The following is a 16,075-nucleotide window of genomic DNA, read 5'->3' as shown; positions in this document are numbered from 1 at the left end:
CTAATGGTGATGATGGCATCGAAACGTCAGAACTGCTGCACGATGCAGTGCAGCGTGTTCGATGTTCTAACGATAACAGCCGATGCAAACTGTTAGAAGGGTTGGGTCAGTTCTGCGCGGGAGGTGATGCCCAGCTTGGGATAGGCGCGGTAGAGGTGGGAGCCGACGGTTCGGGGCTGAGGAAGAGCTGCTCGGCGATCTGGCGGTTGGTGGCGCCGGTGGCGGCCAGGTGTACGACCTGCAGTTCTTGCGGGGGCCGCGCGCACGTTGGTCAACCGCGCGAGCACCAGCGGGTCGGCGCTCAACTGGCGACCGCGGCAGCGTTACTGCCACGTGCCTGGGCCCGCTCGGCCGTGGCTGCCAACAGGGCCGCGACCTCCTCGTCGGGTTCGAGCGACGCGGCGGACAGGTGCCGTGCAACGATCACCGCTACCTGTTCAACTACTTCTATACCGACGACCGCGACACACTGCTCAAGGTCTGGGAGTACACCGCCGGCTGGTTCCAGGCCAACACCGCGCTGCCCAACTCCGCCCTGATGCGACCGGTGGACGGCGAGCCCGCCGACTACGGCCTGATCAACCACGCCAGCTGGCCCACCTGGCGCACCTTCCTGCCCAGCCTGATCTTCCGCCGCAGCTACCGCCCCTTCGTGCTGGCCAACTTCAAAGCCAACGCCGTCGCCGCGCAACCGACGATCTACCGCCTCATGCGAGCGAGTCGCTGACTGCCCGGCAGTAGGCGGTGATGAGGTCGGGGGAGTCGGTGGGGACTGCGCTGTGGGCGGCGCGGGACAGTTCGACGACCGACCAATGGGTGGTGGACTCGCAGGCCAGTTCGGCCAGGCGCTTGGCCAGCAGGACATCGTCGGTGATCGCCAGGAGTTCGGCGAGCGCCGACTGGAGCTCCTGGCGGGCCACCAGGATCTCCCGGGCGTTGTAGCGGCCGAGGTTGCGGTAGGCAACGAAGCTGGCGGTGTCGAAGAACTGGTTCAAGGTGGATTCCCGCGGATAGCTGGGATACCGCTCGTGAAAGGCCAGTAGCGCTGCGGGCATCGCCTTGGCAAGACCGGGTTTGGCGTACCAGAGAATGCCGACCGGGGTGTCCGCGGTGAAGGTTCCCGCGCCTTTGGTGAAGAACCCGAGATTGACGGTTCGCGGTGAGTACGACGGAACGCGCGAACCGCTCGGTGCCGCCCGGAGCGGGTCGAGGCTGATGTCGATGCGGATGTCGCACTCGCTCGGCGCGATCGCGATCGCCTTGCCGAGGGAGGCGGTCGCGTCGCCCGGGCCGGAGTCGGCGTCGACGCAGACGATCTCGGTGATCTCCGAGATCCGGAGCAGTTCGACCAGCCCGGTGTTCTCCCAGTGACCGCCGTCGGTCAGGTACAGGTACGGGTCGTCGAGGTCGTGGATCCCGAAGAACTCCTTGAACAGGTAGCCGAGCCCGGTGCGCGCGTAGCGCGGGTCCTTGTCGTCGGCGGCCAGGCCGGCGGCTTCGAGCTGGGCGATGTACCGCGGGTTGGCGATCCAGACGCCGAGCCGGATGTTGAAGAAGGTCAGCAGCATGCTGGTCGGCCCGATCTGGAACCGTCCCATCGCCGGCGACACCGCGGCGCTGGAGATCGCGACCGCCATCATCGTGGTGATCCGCTTGTGCATCCGGTTGCCGAGCCGGTCGAGCACGCGGGTCGACGCGGCGAACTCGAGGGTGTTGCCGCGGCCGTCCTGCGGCAGGTGCAGTGTGGTCTTCTTCGGGTCGAATGTCACGCTCAGCGCCGGGGTGCCGTAGTGGGTCCGGACCGCGCGTGAACTCACGGTGCTGGTCGTGCAGACCACCAGCGGCGTACCGTCGAAGGCGAACAGGCCCGGTTCCCGCCGGCTCCGGTCCGCAGCGGCGACGTCGTCGTTCTCGTACGCGCGCACCCGGGCGTTGTCGGGCCGGTACGTCGCATAGGCCAGTCGCAGCTTGCCGCGGTAGAAGGGGGCGAGCGCCCAGCTTTCCGGGCTCGGGCCCAGGAGCGCCGCGGCCACGAACACGAGGGCGAGGACCCAGTTCCAGCCGGATTGCCAGCTGATCAGATCGTTTCCGGACCAACTCACGCCGTGCTTGGCCGCGGTCCACGTCGCGATCGCGGCCAGGCCCAGCGCGACGACGATGAACGCGAACCCGCCGAGCTTCGGCGCCAGCCGTGCCGCCGGCTTCCGGAGAATGCGGACGACCGAACCGACGACCCCGGCCCCGGCGGCGACGGTAGCGACCACCGTGGCCAACGACAGGTAGGCGACCCCGCCGACCAGTTCGACGAACGCCCACACCGTCAGTGCGAGCAGCGCGCCCAGCGCCAGAGCGGCGTACGCCGCCCGCTTGAGTGTCTGCAGCGTGAGCCGTGCCCACTCGTGGTTCTGGGCACGCCCGATGAGGAGCCGTCCGGCCAGCACCCAGAGCAGCAGCAGGGCGAATCCGACGACGAGGAAGACGATCCCGGGCAGCGCGAGCGAGTGTTCCTCGACGAGTTCGTGCATCGCGCCCTTGCGTAGGGTGCCGTCCTCGCCCGTCAGGCTGCGCAAGGCCCAGCCCACCGGTCGCGTGATCGCCCACAGAATGCTCAGCAGCACCACCACGTTCACGGTCAGCCCGGCGATGATCGTCGCGAACACGGCCGGCCGGTACGACGCCCTGGTCTCCTCGGCCCCGCCCGATCGCATCGCGTTGGTGGCGGCGGGGTCGGTGTCCGATCCGCGGGGCTCGTTCGACGCGAGGTAGCCGAGGTTGTCGACGAGATGCCGCTCCTCAGGCGTGAGCCACCCGTTGTCCTGCCACTCCCACGGAGCCGGCTGCATGGCGCTGGGCTGCACGCGCCCGGCATTCCCGCCGTCGTCGGTCTGGTACGTCGACCGCGAGATGCTCCAGCCGGCCGCCAGGTTCGACCCGCCGGACACGGCCGTGACGGCCCGCGCTCCGGACCACTTGAGCGGACCGTCGTCGAAGGCCTGCAGTGCGCCGAGGCTGATCGACGCCGCGCGGATGCCGCCGCCGGACAGCGCGATGCCGTACTTGGTCTTCTCCGGCGGGGGCGGAGCGCCGCGCGTCGTCTGCGTGCCGGTCGCCTCCTTGGACACCTTCTGCGAAGGCTCCGCGGTCGGTTTCGCGCCGGCCGCCTTGCGGGCGTAGACGGGCAGCGCCCAGGAGGCGAGCCGGATCCAGCGCGGCGTCGCCCACCACGCGAACGCGCCCGCGGCGATGTACACGACAGCCACGAGCAGGATGGCGAACTTCGCCCAGGCAAGGATCGCAACGAACCGCCACGGCCCGTTCGACGAGCCCGCGGCGAGCATCAGGATGTTCTCGGCGACGTCGAGGACGCCGGCCACGACGACCGCGATGGCCACCGAGTCGCGGGCCCGGCGCAGCGCGGGCAGCCGGTAGTAGGCGCCGGCCCACAACGCGAGCACGCCGAGCAGCAGCACGTACGACGCGATGAACCAGAAGTCCTGGCGGACTGCCGTCGTGAACGCGGCGTCGCACGCGCACTCGGTCCACGCCCGGCTGGTGCCTGCCAGCTCGATGTCGACGATCGACACCGCCCGACCCCGCAGACTCGCCGCGTCGCCGAAGTGGGCGGCGGCGACCGCGGCGAGGATCAGGGCGGACCAGCGCAGTACGGCGAGCCAGTGCGGCAGCCGGGCGATACGGGTCAGGAGTTGCTCGGCCCACGCAGGCAGCCGGCGCTCCCGCATACGTGCGACCGCGAGCAGTACGACGAGGCTCAGCACTACGGCGAGCAGCAGGCACACGATCCCGAGCGCCTGCGGCAGGAGGCCGTCTCCGCCGCCGTCGCCGAGGACCACCAGGGCGAGCACGAACAGGCCGACGCCCACGACGAGCCAGAACACCCGCCGCCCGTAGTGGAACGCGACGTCCGTGTTCTTGTCGAGTCCACCCGTCGGCGGATCCAGGAAATTGGCCATCTGCTGCACCCCCAGCCGATCGGCGCCGTAACGCGCCGAGACGATCCCCTCACTGATAAGAGGCCCGACCAGGTTGGGCTGATACGTATCAAGCAGAACTGCGGCGACGTGGGCGACCGCGCCGCAGCAGGCGCTTGGCCAGGGGGATCAGGGCCGCGGTCGCGAGCAGCGTCAGACTCACGACGCTCGCGTACCTGTCGATCAGGAGCACCAGGTCGACAGCTTGCTGGCCGGCGCTGTAGCCGAGGGTCGCCACCAGCCCGGTCATCAGCGCGGCGCCGGCGAGGTCGAGGAGCAGGAACGTGACCAGCCGCATGCCTGCCCACGCCGCCATGGCGTAGATGACCGGAGTGGGAACGCCCGGGAACAGGGCGAGCACGACGGCGATCCGGAGCGTCCAGGGGCTGAGCTCCTTGGCCCGCGCGGCGAAGCGTACGGCGCGCTCGCTCGTCGTGAACATCTTGATGATGCCGAGCCCCCAGCGCCGCCCGGTCCACCAGGTCAGCCAGTCGAACTTCACCATCCCCGTGGCCCCGGCCACGATGACCAGCCAGAGCGGAGCCTCGCCGATCCGCGCGAAGGCCGCGGCCGCGCCGACCGCGATCAGGTCGCCGGTGAGGAACTCCAGCAGCACCGGGTGCGACGCGAGCAGGAACGGTTTGACCGGCCGGAGCGCCAGCCCGATCGCGACCACCCCGATGATCGCGCCCATCAGGGCGAGGTCGCCCCGGGTGACGGGGCCTTCCCAGGGCACGAACCGGCGCCATCGGGACGCGGCGGGTTGCTGGTCCGACTCGGTCATCGGGGCCTCCGGGCGGAAACTGATCTCGAACACTGCTGTTCGGGTTAGCGTAACATAAGCCGTACAGAGGTGTTCAAGTTAGTTGGGCTTGACCTTGACGCGGCGTCAACCCTCCATCCTGTGTGCGGTCGAACCCCACAGGAGGCAGCTGATGACGAACACCGGGACCGCGATCCGCGTGCGCGGCCTGCAGAAGTCGTACGGGAAGCTGGAGGTGCTGCGCGGCGTCGACTTCGACGTCGAGCGCGGCAGCATCTTCGCGTTGCTCGGCTCGAACGGCGCCGGCAAGACGACGATCGTGCGGATCCTCGCCACGCTGCTGAAGGCCGACGCGGGCTCGGCGGACGTCAACGGCTTCGACGTGGCCACCCGGGCGCCGGAGGTGCGGAAGTCGTTCAGTCTCACCGGCCAGTTCGCCGCCGTCGACGACATCCTCAGCGGCCGGGAGAACCTCGTACTCGTCGCAAAGCTGCGGCATGTCGCGAACCCCGGTGCGGTCGCCGACGACCTGCTGCGGCGGTTCTCGCTGACGGAGGCCGGCGGGCGGCGCGTGGCGACGTACTCCGGCGGGATGCGCCGCCGGCTGGACATCGCGATGAGCCTGATCGGCGAGCCTGCGGTGATCTTCCTCGACGAGCCGACGACCGGCCTCGACCCGGAGGCGCGGGTCGAGGTGTGGGAGACCGTCCGGAGCCTCGCCGTACGCGGTACGACGGTGCTGCTGACGACGCAGTACCTCGAGGAGGCCGAGCAGCTCGCGGACCGGATCGCGATCCTCCACCAGGGCCGGATCATTGCCAACGGCACCCTTTCCGAACTGAAGCGGCTGCTGCCGCCCGCCGAGATCGAGTACGTCGAGAAGCAGCCGTCGCTCGAGGACGTGTTCTTCGCGATCGTCGGCGACACCGCCCGGGCCACGTCGGACAGCGAGTAGGGACGAATCATGACCACGCACTACCTCGGCGACACCGTCGCACTCACCGGCCGGACCCTGCGGCACGTCACGCGCAGCCTCGACACGATCATCACCACGGCGCTGATGCCGGTCGGGATGATGCTGCTGTTCGTCTACGTGTTCGGCGGCGCGATCGACACCGGCCAGGTCCGGTACGTCGACTACCAGCTGCCCGGCATCCTGCTGATCACGATCGCGTCGGGCATCGCGTACACGGCGTTCCGGCTGTTCATGGACATGAAGAGCGGGATCTTCGAGCGGTTCCAGTCGATGCCGATCGCGCGCTCGGGCGTGCTCTGGGCGCACGTCCTGACCTCGCTGGTCGCCAACGTGATCTCGCTGGTGGTCGTCGTCGCGGTCGCCCTGCTGATGGGCTTCCGGTCCGGCGCGGGGCTGGTCGCGTGGCTCGCGGTCGCCGGGCTCTTGTTGCTGTTCACGCTGGCCCTGACCTGGATCGCGGTGATCCCGGGCCTGTCCGCGAACACGATCGAGGGCGCGAGCGTGTTCTCGTACCCGCTGATGTTCCTGCCGTTCCTGAGCTCGGCGTTCGTGCCCACCACGACGATGCCGGGGCCGGTGCGCTGGTTCGCCGAGAACCAGCCGGTGACCTCGATCGTCAACACGATCCGTGCCCTGCTCGCCGGCGAGCCGCTCGGCGACGACCTCTGGATCGCGCTGGTGTGGTGCGTCGGCATCCTGGTGGCGGCGTACGGCATCGCCATGGTCGTCTACCGCCGCAAGATCGCCTGAGGCAGTCTGGGAGCCATGCTCACCATCAGCCAGCTGGCGACGTACGCCGGGGTGACGACGCGGGCGGTGCGTCATTACCACCAGATCGGGCTGCTGCCGGAGCCCGGGCGGGATCACTCCGGCTACCGGTCGTACGACGCCTCGGCCGTGGTGCGGCTGATCCGGATCCGGACGCTGGCGGATGCCGGCGTACCGCTGGCGCGGGTGCAGGAGTTGCTCGACGCGGACGCGGAGGAGTTCGCGGCGGGCGTCGAGGAGATCGACAAGGGCCTGCGGGCGGAGGCCCGGCGGCTGCAGGACACCCGCAAGCGACTCGCCCGGCTCGCCGCCGGGGAACACCTGGCGTTGCCGCAGAGTGTCGTCGGCTACCTGGACCGGTTGCGCGGACTCGGCGTCCAGGAACGCTACATCGAGCTGGAGCGGGACGCTTGGATCATGATCGCCGCGCAGGTGCCGCATCTGGTGGACGCTGTCATCACCAAGAAGCATGAGGCGCTCGAGCACCCCGACATGCGGGAGCTCTACCGCGTCGTCAACGAGGCCCTCGACGCGCCGCCCGACGAAGCCCGGCTCTACGAGATCGCCGACATCCTCGAGCGACTGATGATCGCCGCCGTCCAGGCCGGTGAGACGGGCAGCGGGTACCTCGACGACCAGCTGGTCAACCTGATGGACAGCTCCGTACTCGAATCCGCACCGGGCGCCGAACGGCTGCTGGCGATCCTGGAAGAGCGCGGCTGGAAGGGCTGGACCCGCATCGAACGCGTACCGGCCGACAGACTCCCCGCGGCCGACCAGTCCGCGAGCTCGTTAGAGGAGTGTTAGAACCCGGGGATTCCGCTCCGGCGCAAGCGGGCGGCGAGGCCGTTGCGGATCAGGGCGTCCAGGCGTTCCCAGGCAGGGGAGGACGCGTTGATCGAGGACTGCACGAGCCCGGGGAGGCCGGTGTCGGCGGAGTCGCGGCGGAGGTCGTCGGGGGAGTAGCGCGCGACGGCGAGCTCGACGACACGTTCGGCCAGTTCGGCCAGGGCCGGGTCTTCCGGGTCGAGGTCGTGGGCCCGGTCGTACTCGAGGTACAGCCGGCCGAGGACGGGATCGGCCTGGGCCTCGGCCTGATCGGTGAAGAAGCGGTGCGCGGTGTCGGGTGCGGTTGCGAAGGTCAGGATCCACAGGTCGCGTTCGAGTGTGATCCACCGGTCGGAGAAGCCGCGGTCGTGGAGATGTTCGAGATGGCGTTCGACCTCGCCGGGCAGGAACGGACTGTGGCCCGCGGCGAGCTCTCTGAGCCGGTCGCGGGTGCTGACGAGCCGGTCGATCCGGGTGGTGAGGTCGGCCTCGAGTTCGGTGGCCGCGGACCGCAGCTCGGCAGTGGATCCGGTGGCGAGGACGGCGATCCTGGCAAGCGGTACGCCGGCCTCGGCCAGCGTCCGGATCTTGATCAGGTCGACGAGGTCCTGCGCTGAGTACCGGCGGTACCCGGACGCGTCCCGCGGCGGCTCGGGCAGGAGTCCCTTCGCGTGGTAGACCCGGATCGTCTTGGTCGAGACGCCGACGTACCGGGCGAGCTGGCCGATGGTGATCACGGACCCAGCCTGGCGCATTTGACCTTGCCCTTGGGGCAACGTCGCAGCATGGCGGCATGACGAGTTTCGAACCGGACCGGGAGACGCTGCGCGCGCTGGCCGACGAGGGGAACGAGCGCGCGCTGGAGCGGCTCGCCGAGCTGGCCGACGGGCGGGACGACGTCGGCGAGCTGAACGAGCTGCTCGACGAGGGGTGCGAGCGTGCGGGGGAGTACCTGACCCGGCGGGCGGCGGCCGCGCACGACCTGCGCGAGCTGCAGCGGATCGCGGACGCGGGCTACGCGGAGGCTGCCGACGTGCTGGACGGGCTGCTGGGCGGGTCGAAATAGCGCATCGGTCGTTTAATTGAACCGGTGCGTATTGCAGTCGGCCGGATTCGGAAAGTGCCTTTGTTTTGTGGCTTTTCTCGCGGGGTACCGCGTCGCTGTTCAATTCCGGAACGGCGCAGACCGAAAGAAGCAGAACGATGGACCTGACCCAATCCTGGAACGACGCGGTAGGTGCGATCATCACCTTCCTGCCGAAGTTCGTGCTGTTCCTCGTCATCCTGTTCGTCGGATGGCTGGTGGCCATGGCGCTGCGAAAGCTCGTCAACGTCGTACTCTCCCGCGTGGGCTTCGACCGCGCCGTCGAGCGCGGCGGTGTCGGGCGGGCGCTCGCGCAGTCGAAGTACGACGCCAGCGGGCTGATCGCGGCACTCGTGTACTACGCCGTACTGCTGATCGCGCTGCAGTTCGCGTTCGGCGTCTTCGGCCCCAACCCGGTCAGCGACCTGCTGGCGGCGATCGTCGGCTGGCTGCCGAGAGCAGTCGTGGCCATCGTGATCGTCGTCGTGGCCGCCGCGATCGCGAACGCGTTGCGTGACCTGGTCGGCAGCGCGCTGTCGGCACTCAGCTACGGCCAGCTGATCGCGAAGGTTGTCCAGGTCTTCGTCATCGCGCTCGGTGTCATCGCCGCGCTGAACCAGATCGGCGTCGCGACCACGGTGACCACCCCGGTCCTGATCGCGGCCCTGGCGACCGTCGGTGGCGTCATCGTCGTCGGCATGGGTGGCGGGATGATCCGGCCGATGCAGCGCCGTTGGGACCGGTGGCTGGACCGGGCGGAGCAGGATCTGCCGAACGCCCGCTCGCGCGACGAGGCGTACCAGCGCGGTCGCGAGGACGCGGAGCGCAGCCAGTGGCAGACGGAGCCCGGCGCGTCGTCGCCGCGCATGACGCCTGACGCGTCGACCGGTGCGTCGTCTGGTACGTCGTCGTCTGGCGCGTCGGCGGGCATGTCGTCGAGCGGTGCCGACGTCTCGTCGACCGGTGGTTCGGCGTCCGTGGGGATGCCGGGTGATCCGCTCGGCGGGACCCGCCGGTCCGCGACGCCGCCGCCCCCGCCGCGCAGCGACGGCACCACCTGATCGAGGGGACAGGTGGATCTGGGGAGGTGTCCCCGAGCGTCACTTCCACGCTCGGGGACGCTGGGTACTCAGAGCCGCGGGAGCTCGTGGAGGCCGGCGTGGGCGTCGGCCGAGGCGAGACTCGCAGCGGCCAGCAACCGGACGGTCACCCAGTCGTCGCCCGCGCCGCCGATCCGCCAGCCGCGCTCGCCCGCCGAGTCCTGCACACCTCGTGCGTACGCCGCCAGCTCGACCGGGCCGGCGGACCCGGCGGTCAGGCCGAGGATGTCGCGCACGGCCGCGGCATGCTGGTCGATCGTCGCCTGCAGCCCCGGGCCGTAGGCGGTCAGCCCCGTGAGCAACCGGTCACGTAACAACGCCAATTCTCGTCGCGCAGCCGACTCCCGCACGATTCGCACCCACACCATGACTCAGTAGGTTAATCCACGGGTACCGGCTGATCAGCCGCAACTGCGGAAGGAGTCACCATGCCTGCGAAATCATTGGGCGACAAGCTCGGACGCCAGGCCGCCAACCTCAAGAGCGGCCTCAAGGACGTCGCCCAGAAGTTCACCGAACCCGACCGGGAGCCGCGCACCGACGCCACCGCCGGCCGCATCTCCGGCGCGAGGAAGGCCAAACAGCGCACCCCGTCGAAGGAAGAGCTGTACGCCGACGCCAAACGCCTCGGCATCAAGGGCCGCTCGAAGATGACCAAGGACCAACTCCGGCGAGCGGTCAAGCGCGCCTGAGTACGCCGGTCAGAGGGTGTGCAGCTTGGCGAACGGTGCGACCACCCGCACCATCCGGCCGCTGCCGAAGTCGACGATCACCGCGCCGGACGCGACCGAATGCACCCGGCCCAGCCCTTCCCGGTCGTGAGACACCCGCTCACCGACGTCGAAGCTCTTGACCGGGTCAGCAGCCTGGGCGGCGGCGAACGGACTGGTGGACAGGTGACGACGCGTCGTCGCGCGATAGCTCTGCATGAGGCTTCCAGTATGCGCCGGGATCCCTGATCCCGCGACAACGAGCTGGTGACTATCGCGCAACGCGCCGACCCTCCGGCCTGGCGCGCCGCCGCCCGGGCCTGGTCGTTCTGCTAGCAGTTGAACTCGAGGTCGTCGGGGTCGTACGTCTCGTACTTGCTCGTCTGCCACGTGATCGCCGCCGCGGCGCGGATCTTGAAGAAGTGGTCCTTGAACTTCTCGTGGACGTCCGCGTCGGTGATCCGCAGGATCACGTCGTCGTTGTGCCACGGCGACTTGCGGTTCAGGTTGTGGCTGCCGGTGAAGACGACCTTCTGGTCCGGCTTCCCGGCGTAGTGCCCGTCGATCAGGATGTTCTTCTCGTGCGTGCCGCACTGGTTCGTGCTGAACTCGCGGACCTCCGGTCCGTGGTACTTGCCGGTCGGGGCCCGCAGCAGCCCGCCGCGCAGCGGTCCGTCCGCCGCCTGGCTCACGTCCGTGCCGACGACGTCGACGTAGCAGCCCTCGTTGTCGAGCCGCCACAGTTCGGCGGCGACGGCGGTCCCGCCGCCCTTGGCCAGCTGGGCCGCCGCGACGCGGACGATGGTGCGGTGCTCGTCGTCGTTCGTACCGCCGGAGTTGTTTCCGTCGCACTTCACGCTCTTCAGGATGTTCGCGAACGTGACGGTGCTGCTCGACTCCTTCCGCGGTGAGACGTACAACTTGTACTTCGCGTTCGAAACCGGCCCGTGCTCGTCGATGAAGTGCTGGTACTGGTCGTCCCGCTTCTGCTCGCTGTTGAGATCCGCGAAGTACTCCTGGTACTTGTCGTACAGCCACTTCCCGTCGTCGCCCATCGCGGTGAACGCGGTGTTCCACATCTTCGGGCCGGAATGCTCGCTGAGGTTCGAGCTCGTCTGCACGACCACGTTCGACTTCCCGCCGGTCTTGCTGAACAGGAAGAACTTGTTGTGCATGATGTGGTCGCCGATGCACGAGGTGTGCTTGTTGCCGCCTGAGCTGGTGCCTGGTTCGCAGTACTTGATCCACGAGAGCCGGCTCGCGTCCGCGGCGATCTTCACGTCGCGGTACGGCATCGTGCCGCGGTGTTCCGCGTCGACGATGATCCGCACCGTCACCCGCTTGCTGTTGATCTTGTCGATGAGTGCCTTCGCGACCTCGTAGTCGTCGAAGCGGTACGACGCGATGGTGATGCTGGAGTCCTTCTCGGCGCCCTTGATCAGATTGACGAGGTAGTCGCGGATCCGGTAGCGCTCGGCCTTCGAGCCGTTCGGATCGTTGGCCACGAACGTGGTGGGTTTGCCGGGCGCGGCATTCTGCTGCTGTGCGGCGCCGGTGGCTTGCGCGCCGCCGCCGTACACCAGTGCGCCGGTCGTTGCGATGGCCACGAGTCCTTTGAACAGGTCCGAAGGTTTCATGGCGGCGACGGTACGTATGGCGGCTATATCGGCGTTATCGCGGCGGGATAACCGGGATATAGCCGCGACTCCTAATGTCCTGGCATCAGCCATCCAGGAAAGAGGAGTTCTGATGGGCACGCGACTTGTGCTGACCTCGGCGGCGACCGTCGTACTCATGCTGGGCGGTGTCAGTGCGGCCGCGCTCGCACCGGGGACCGGGGCGGTGGTCGACGAGGCCGCGCGGGAGAAGGACTGCCGTGCGACCAACAACAGCCTGCCGAGCAGCGACAAGCACATCTACCTGTACGCCGTGTCGAAATGCGAAGACCGCCACGGCGCGAAGGACGACTCGGCGGCGGACCGCGACTACGGCGACGGAAAAGGCCAGGTCAAGGACTTCGACAACAAGGCGGGCTCGCTCATCAATCACAGCGACGCGACCGTCGAGTTCTACACCCGGCCTGGCTACAGCGACAAAGGCGACCGCTTCTGCGTCCGCCCCGGCCATTACGTGACGAAGCTCTACATGTACGGCGACGGCAAGGACGAAAAGGGCAGCTGGAGCAACAGCATCAGCTCCCACCGCAAGGTCGACCCGAAGAACTGCAAACGCTTCTTCGGCTGGAGAATCAACTGATCTTTTCCGGCGCCGTGCGAGATCGGCACCCGGGGGAAGGACCCGGTCGTCGCTTAGCCTGAAGTGATGGCCGGGGACGGGGTTGAGATCCGGGTGTTGGGGCCGGTGGAGGTGACCGTCGGCGGGCGGGCCGCGTGCGTCGGGGGGCAGCGTGCGCAGCAGGTCCTCGCGGCGTTGCTGATGGAGGCCGGGCGGGCGGTGTCGGCCGACGAGCTCATTGACGCGGTGTGGGACGACAGTCCGCCGGCGTCGGCGCGTACGCAGCTGTCGATCCAGGTGTCGACACTCAGGCGCGCGTTCGCGGCGGCCGGGTGTGCGCGCGAGATCATCGAGACGACCCAGCACGGCTACCGGCTGAACGACCAGGAGGTTCGGATCGACCTGGCAGAGGCCGAGCGGCTGCGGGCCGAGGCGCAGGCGGCGTCCGATCTCGAGGACGCCGCCGATCGGCTCCGGGCCGCGCTCGCGTTGTGGCGTGGTACGGCGCTGCGCGAGCTGTCGACGCGCGCGCTGAGCGCGAGTGCCCAGCGGCTGGCCGACCTGCGGCTGACGATCGCCGAGCAGTTGTACGACGTGGAGCTCGTACTGGGCCGGCACCGCCAAGCGATCGCCGAGCTGAGCGCGCTGGTCGCCGAGCAGCCGTTGCGCGAACACCTGCGTGCGCAACTGATGACGGCCTTGTGGCGTTCGGGCCGCCCGGTCGAAGCGCTCGAGTGCTACCGCGAAGGCCGCGACGTGTTGGTCGAGGAACTCGGCATCGAGCCGTGCCAGGAACTGCGCGACCTCGAGCATGCAGTCCTGGCCGGCGCGATTCCGCCGGGTGGGACTCCGGCGGGAGCGACTCCTGACGGCGCGGCCGTCGCCAGTGCCGGAACCGCCAGCGGGCCGCCGCAGGCTATGGCCGATAACGGCTCCGGCGCGGAGAGCGTCGTACCTGCCGAGTTGCCGCTGGGTGTGCCGACGTTCACCGGGCGGGAGGATGCGGTCCGTCGGCTGTGCGACCAGCTGACCGCGGACCAGCCGCGGCCAAGCGCTATCGCGGCGCTCGCGGGACCCGGCGGTGTCGGCAAGTCCGAGCTCGCCGTGCACGTCGGCCACCTCGTCGCCGGCGCCTTTCCCGACGGCCAGTTGTACGTCGACCTGCGCGGCTCGACACCGGACGTCGCACCCTTGGAACCGGCCGACGTACTCGGGCGATTCCTGCGCTCGCTCGGCGCCGCGGACACGGCGATCCCGGCCGACACCGACGAGGCCGCCGCTCGGTTCCGGTCGATGACCAGCGAGCTCCGCCTCTTGGTCGTCCTCGACAACGCCTCCGACGCCGGCCAGGTCGAGCCGCTGATCCCGGCCGGACACGCCTGCCGCACGCTCGTCACCAGCCGACGGATCCTGTCCACTCTCCCCGGCGCGGTCCTGGAGCCGCTCGACATGCTGTCCGAGGCGGACGCGCTCACCTTGCTGAGTCGCTTGGTCGGCCCGGCTCGTGTCGACCTGACGCAGCCAACGCAGCGCCAGGCCGCGCTGGACGTCGTACGACTGTGTGGCTCGCTGCCGCTGGCGGTCTCGATCGCAGCCTCCCGGCTGACGTCCCGGCCGTCGTGGAGTCTACGGACCCTGGCCGATCGCCTGGCTGCCACTCAGCAGGACAAGCGATCCCGGCTTGCCGAGTTGCAGACCGAGGACCGCGGCGTGCGGACCAGCTTCCAGGTCAGCTATCAGGAACTCGGTGGGCAGGAGCAGCGACTGTTCCGGCTGGTGAACCTGCTGGATGCCGCCGACGTCGGCGTCCCGGTTGTCGCGGCGCTGGCGGGGACAGATGTGGCTACCGCCGAGGACTTGCTCGAGAGCCTGGTCGACATGCAGTTGCTCGAGAGCAACCGGCCCGAGCGGTACGGCGCCCACGATCTGCTCCGGCTCTTCGGACGTGATCTCGCCGGCGAGGTGGACGACGAGGCGAGCCGGACGGCCGCAGTACGGCGAGCGCTGCACTGCTACCTCGCGACTTCCCGCACGGCGTGCCGCCTGCTGAACGCCGACGCCGCCTGGAGGACCGAGGTCGGACCGGCCTCCCTCGACGCCGACGGTGTCGAGCTGCGGGATCGCGACGAGGTCTACCGCTGGTTGGACGCCGAGGTCGGCAACCTGTCCGCGATCGTTCGGCAAGCCGCGAACGTCGACCCGGGCCTCGCGGCGGCGATCTGCTCGGCGGTCGGACTCAAAATGACGTTGCGCGGCCGGCATCGCGACCGGCTCCGGCTCGGTGAACTGCTGCTTGCCGCGGCGACCGAGCCGCTGCACCGCGCGGTCGCCCACGAGAACATCGGCGCCGCGCTGCTGCGCTGGGGCGACTACGGTCTCGCGCTCGAGCACCTGTCGCGCGCCCTGTCCGGGTACCGAGAGATCGCGAACGAGGCCGGCCAGGCGGTGCAGCTGGCCGCGATGGCATCGACGTACCGGCTGCTCGAACGGTACGACGAATCGATAGCGCACTCGCGCGCCGCGATCGAGCTCAACCGCCGTACCGAACGGCCGACCGCCTTGGCCGACAGCCTGACCAGCCTGGGCCTGACGTACCGCCATGCCGGCCGGCCCGCCGACGAGGTGGCCGCCCACACCGAGGCCCTGACGATCGCGGAACCGCTGGCCGAAACCAACTGGCTGGCGAACATCCTCTGCAACCTGGCCGAGGCGACCCGCCTCGCAGGCGACCCGAACCAGGCCCTTGCCCATTTCGAACGCGCACACGAGGCAAGCCGCCGGTCCGAAGCCACCCAAACGCTCCTGGACGCCGAGATCTGGTGGGGCCTGGGCCGCACCCAGGCCGACCTCGGCGCCCGCACCATCGCGCGCGACTGCTGGCATCGCTCGGCGGCGATCCTCCACGACCTCGGCCTGATCACCACCGCCGAGAAACAGCAGATCACCGACTCCAGCACCCCTGCCGCCCCCGACCTAATCGGCCGCAACACCTGAGCCGGCGGGAGATTGTTGTCAGCCGCAACAACCTGACGTGGTGGTGGGTTTGGTGTCGAGGACAGTGAGTAGGCCGCCTGTGATGCCGGTGGCCAAGCCCCTCGCGGGTGTGTCGACTGGGCCGCAGCAACCGCCGGCCTCGTCCGCTGAACCGCCGTACGCGAGGTTGGAGGAGCAGACGCCGGTTTGGGGGAGGTTGAGTTGGACCTCGCGCGCGGCGGTCCAGTCGCCGGCGAGGGCTGCTGCCACGGAGCGGGCCTGTTCGTAGCCGGTCGCGAGCAGGAACGTCGGGGCGCGGCCGTACGACTTCGCGCCGACGGCGTAGTAGCCAGGTTCAGGGTGGGCGAGTTCGTCCGCGCCGTGGGGTGGGACCGTGCCGCAGGAGTGCTGGTTCGGGTCGATGAGCGGGGCGAGGGCGCGTGTCGAGCCGAGGATCGGGTCGAGGTCCAGGCGGAGTTCGGCGACCATGTCGTGGTCGGGGCGGAAGCGGGTCGAGTTCGCCACCAGGTCCCGACGACGCGGCGTTCGCCGACGGTCGGCGACTGGACCGGTGCCGCCTCCGCGACGCTCATCGGCGCCGGCCGCACCGCTCGCAACCTGGTTCGCGCGCTGACCGTTTGACACCAAG

The 16,075-nt window shown here is 69.3% G+C and carries 17 protein-coding genes; 9 read left to right on the top strand and 8 right to left on the bottom strand.

Translation table 11 applies throughout. The features are described from left to right. Positions 1 to 106 precede the first annotated feature (106 nt). On the bottom strand, positions 107 to 229 hold the full coding sequence (locus ABN611_RS34035) for a hypothetical protein (protein ID WP_350281720.1): 123 nt from the start codon (positions 227 to 229) through the stop codon (positions 107 to 109). Between ABN611_RS34035 and ABN611_RS34030 the strand changes: the two genes are divergently transcribed. Next, entirely contained in the window at positions 230 to 727 is a 498-nt protein-coding gene (locus ABN611_RS34030; protein WP_350276395.1) for a hypothetical protein, read from the top strand. Here the strand turns inward: ABN611_RS34030 and ABN611_RS34025 are convergent. Then, a complete protein-coding gene (locus tag ABN611_RS34025; RefSeq protein ID WP_350276394.1) occupies positions 708 to 3,971 on the bottom strand; it encodes a hypothetical protein in 3,264 nt (1,087 codons plus the stop codon). The two genes, ABN611_RS34030 and ABN611_RS34025, sit on opposite strands and share 20 nt — an antisense overlap. An 88-nt stretch (positions 3,972 to 4,059) precedes the next feature. Continuing rightward, positions 4,060 to 4,773, bottom strand: a complete 714-nt coding sequence (locus tag ABN611_RS34020; protein WP_350276393.1) for a VTT domain-containing protein — start codon at positions 4,771 to 4,773, stop codon at positions 4,060 to 4,062. A gap of 151 nt (positions 4,774 to 4,924) precedes the next feature. Between ABN611_RS34020 and ABN611_RS34015 the strand changes: the two genes are divergently transcribed. Genes ABN611_RS34015 through ABN611_RS34005 form a run of 3 tightly spaced genes read left to right on the top strand, consistent with a single transcriptional unit; the run spans position 4,925 to position 7,303 of the window. Continuing rightward, positions 4,925 to 5,707, top strand: coding sequence for an ATP-binding cassette domain-containing protein (locus ABN611_RS34015; RefSeq protein ID WP_350276392.1), 783 nt, complete (start codon positions 4,925 to 4,927; stop codon positions 5,705 to 5,707). A 9-nt stretch (positions 5,708 to 5,716) separates the two neighbouring features. Further along, a complete protein-coding gene (locus tag ABN611_RS34010; RefSeq protein ID WP_350276391.1) occupies positions 5,717 to 6,478 on the top strand; it encodes an ABC transporter permease in 762 nt (253 codons plus the stop codon). 15 nt (positions 6,479 to 6,493) lie between these two features. Next, positions 6,494 to 7,303 (top strand): MerR family transcriptional regulator, encoded by an 810-nt coding sequence (locus ABN611_RS34005; protein WP_350276390.1) that lies wholly within the window; start codon positions 6,494 to 6,496, stop codon positions 7,301 to 7,303. On the opposite strand, the gene ABN611_RS34000 is transcribed toward ABN611_RS34005, so the two are convergent. Continuing rightward, the gene (locus ABN611_RS34000) at positions 7,300 to 8,061 is read right to left on the bottom strand and encodes a MerR family transcriptional regulator (protein ID WP_350276389.1); all 762 of its coding nucleotides are present in this window, start codon (positions 8,059 to 8,061) and stop codon (positions 7,300 to 7,302) included. The two genes, ABN611_RS34005 and ABN611_RS34000, sit on opposite strands and share 4 nt — an antisense overlap. Positions 8,062 to 8,117: 56 nt before the next feature. On the opposite strand from ABN611_RS34000, the gene ABN611_RS33995 reads away from it, so the two are divergent. Both ABN611_RS33995 and ABN611_RS33990 read left to right on the top strand, forming a co-directional pair. Further along, positions 8,118 to 8,390 carry a hypothetical protein gene (locus ABN611_RS33995; protein ID WP_350276388.1) on the top strand — a complete coding sequence of 91 codons (273 nt, stop codon included), beginning with the start codon at positions 8,118 to 8,120 and terminating at the stop codon, positions 8,388 to 8,390. A 137-nt stretch (positions 8,391 to 8,527) separates the two neighbouring features. Continuing rightward, positions 8,528 to 9,469 carry a hypothetical protein gene (locus ABN611_RS33990; RefSeq protein WP_350276387.1) on the top strand — a complete coding sequence of 314 codons (942 nt, stop codon included), beginning with the start codon at positions 8,528 to 8,530 and terminating at the stop codon, positions 9,467 to 9,469. A gap of 68 nt (positions 9,470 to 9,537) precedes the next feature. Here ABN611_RS33990 and ABN611_RS33985 read toward each other — a convergent pair whose 3' ends face one another. Next, positions 9,538 to 9,876: a DUF6401 family natural product biosynthesis protein gene (locus tag ABN611_RS33985; RefSeq protein WP_350276386.1), complete on the bottom strand. Its 339-nt coding sequence runs from the start codon at positions 9,874 to 9,876 to the stop codon at positions 9,538 to 9,540. A 60-nt stretch (positions 9,877 to 9,936) separates the two neighbouring features. Between ABN611_RS33985 and ABN611_RS33980 the strand changes: the two genes are divergently transcribed. Continuing rightward, on the top strand, positions 9,937 to 10,200 hold the full coding sequence (locus ABN611_RS33980) for a hypothetical protein (protein WP_350276385.1): 264 nt from the start codon (positions 9,937 to 9,939) through the stop codon (positions 10,198 to 10,200). A gap of 9 nt (positions 10,201 to 10,209) precedes the next feature. On the opposite strand, the gene ABN611_RS33975 is transcribed toward ABN611_RS33980, so the two are convergent. Both ABN611_RS33975 and ABN611_RS33970 read right to left on the bottom strand, forming a co-directional pair. Next, positions 10,210 to 10,437: a hypothetical protein gene (locus ABN611_RS33975; protein WP_350276384.1), complete on the bottom strand. Its 228-nt coding sequence runs from the start codon at positions 10,435 to 10,437 to the stop codon at positions 10,210 to 10,212. Positions 10,438 to 10,550: 113 nt separating this feature from the next. Beyond that, positions 10,551 to 11,855: a phospholipase D-like domain-containing protein gene (locus ABN611_RS33970; RefSeq protein WP_350276383.1), complete on the bottom strand. Its 1,305-nt coding sequence runs from the start codon at positions 11,853 to 11,855 to the stop codon at positions 10,551 to 10,553. A gap of 112 nt (positions 11,856 to 11,967) precedes the next feature. Between ABN611_RS33970 and ABN611_RS33965 the strand changes: the two genes are divergently transcribed. Together ABN611_RS33965 and ABN611_RS33960 are read left to right on the top strand one after the other, a co-directional pair. Continuing rightward, on the top strand, positions 11,968 to 12,474 hold the full coding sequence (locus ABN611_RS33965; protein WP_350276382.1) for a hypothetical protein: 507 nt from the start codon (positions 11,968 to 11,970) through the stop codon (positions 12,472 to 12,474). Positions 12,475 to 12,540: 66 nt separating this feature from the next. Next, a complete protein-coding gene (locus tag ABN611_RS33960) occupies positions 12,541 to 15,447 on the top strand; it encodes a BTAD domain-containing putative transcriptional regulator (protein WP_350276381.1) in 2,907 nt (968 codons plus the stop codon). A gap of 18 nt (positions 15,448 to 15,465) precedes the next feature. Here the strand turns inward: ABN611_RS33960 and ABN611_RS33955 are convergent, their stop codons facing one another. After that, the gene (locus tag ABN611_RS33955) at positions 15,466 to 15,951 is read right to left on the bottom strand and encodes a hypothetical protein (protein ID WP_350276380.1); all 486 of its coding nucleotides are present in this window, start codon (positions 15,949 to 15,951) and stop codon (positions 15,466 to 15,468) included. Between the last annotated feature and the right edge of the window lie 124 nt (positions 15,952 to 16,075).

Source organism: Kribbella sp. HUAS MG21, from assembly GCF_040254265.1.
Classification (GTDB): Bacteria; Actinomycetota; Actinomycetes; order Propionibacteriales; family Kribbellaceae; genus Kribbella.
Note: the sequence above shows the minus strand (reverse complement) of the source record. Positions and strands in the feature narration are given on the sequence as shown.

Excerpts from the sequence above, each read along its gene's own strand:
- ABN611_RS34005 (WP_350276390.1), top strand. The coding sequence starts at position 6,494 with ATGCTCACCATCAGCCAGCTGGCGACGTACGCCGGGGTGACGACGCGG.
- ABN611_RS34020 (WP_350276393.1), bottom strand. The coding sequence starts at position 4,773 with ATGACCGAGTCGGACCAGCAACCCGCCGCGTCCCGATGGCGCCGGTTC.
- ABN611_RS33975 (WP_350276384.1), bottom strand. The coding sequence starts at position 10,437 with ATGCAGAGCTATCGCGCGACGACGCGTCGTCACCTGTCCACCAGTCCG.
- ABN611_RS33965 (WP_350276382.1), top strand. The coding sequence starts at position 11,968 with ATGGGCACGCGACTTGTGCTGACCTCGGCGGCGACCGTCGTACTCATG.
- ABN611_RS33980 (WP_350276385.1), top strand. The coding sequence starts at position 9,937 with ATGCCTGCGAAATCATTGGGCGACAAGCTCGGACGCCAGGCCGCCAAC.
- ABN611_RS33990 (WP_350276387.1), top strand. The coding sequence starts at position 8,528 with ATGGACCTGACCCAATCCTGGAACGACGCGGTAGGTGCGATCATCACC.
- ABN611_RS33995 (WP_350276388.1), top strand. The coding sequence starts at position 8,118 with ATGACGAGTTTCGAACCGGACCGGGAGACGCTGCGCGCGCTGGCCGAC.
- ABN611_RS34025 (WP_350276394.1), bottom strand. The coding sequence starts at position 3,971 with ATGGCCAATTTCCTGGATCCGCCGACGGGTGGACTCGACAAGAACACG.
- ABN611_RS33970 (WP_350276383.1), bottom strand. The coding sequence starts at position 11,855 with ATGAAACCTTCGGACCTGTTCAAAGGACTCGTGGCCATCGCAACGACC.
- ABN611_RS33985 (WP_350276386.1), bottom strand. The coding sequence starts at position 9,876 with ATGGTGTGGGTGCGAATCGTGCGGGAGTCGGCTGCGCGACGAGAATTG.
- ABN611_RS34010 (WP_350276391.1), top strand. The coding sequence starts at position 5,717 with ATGACCACGCACTACCTCGGCGACACCGTCGCACTCACCGGCCGGACC.
- ABN611_RS33960 (WP_350276381.1), top strand. The coding sequence starts at position 12,541 with ATGGCCGGGGACGGGGTTGAGATCCGGGTGTTGGGGCCGGTGGAGGTG.
- ABN611_RS34015 (WP_350276392.1), top strand. The coding sequence starts at position 4,925 with ATGACGAACACCGGGACCGCGATCCGCGTGCGCGGCCTGCAGAAGTCG.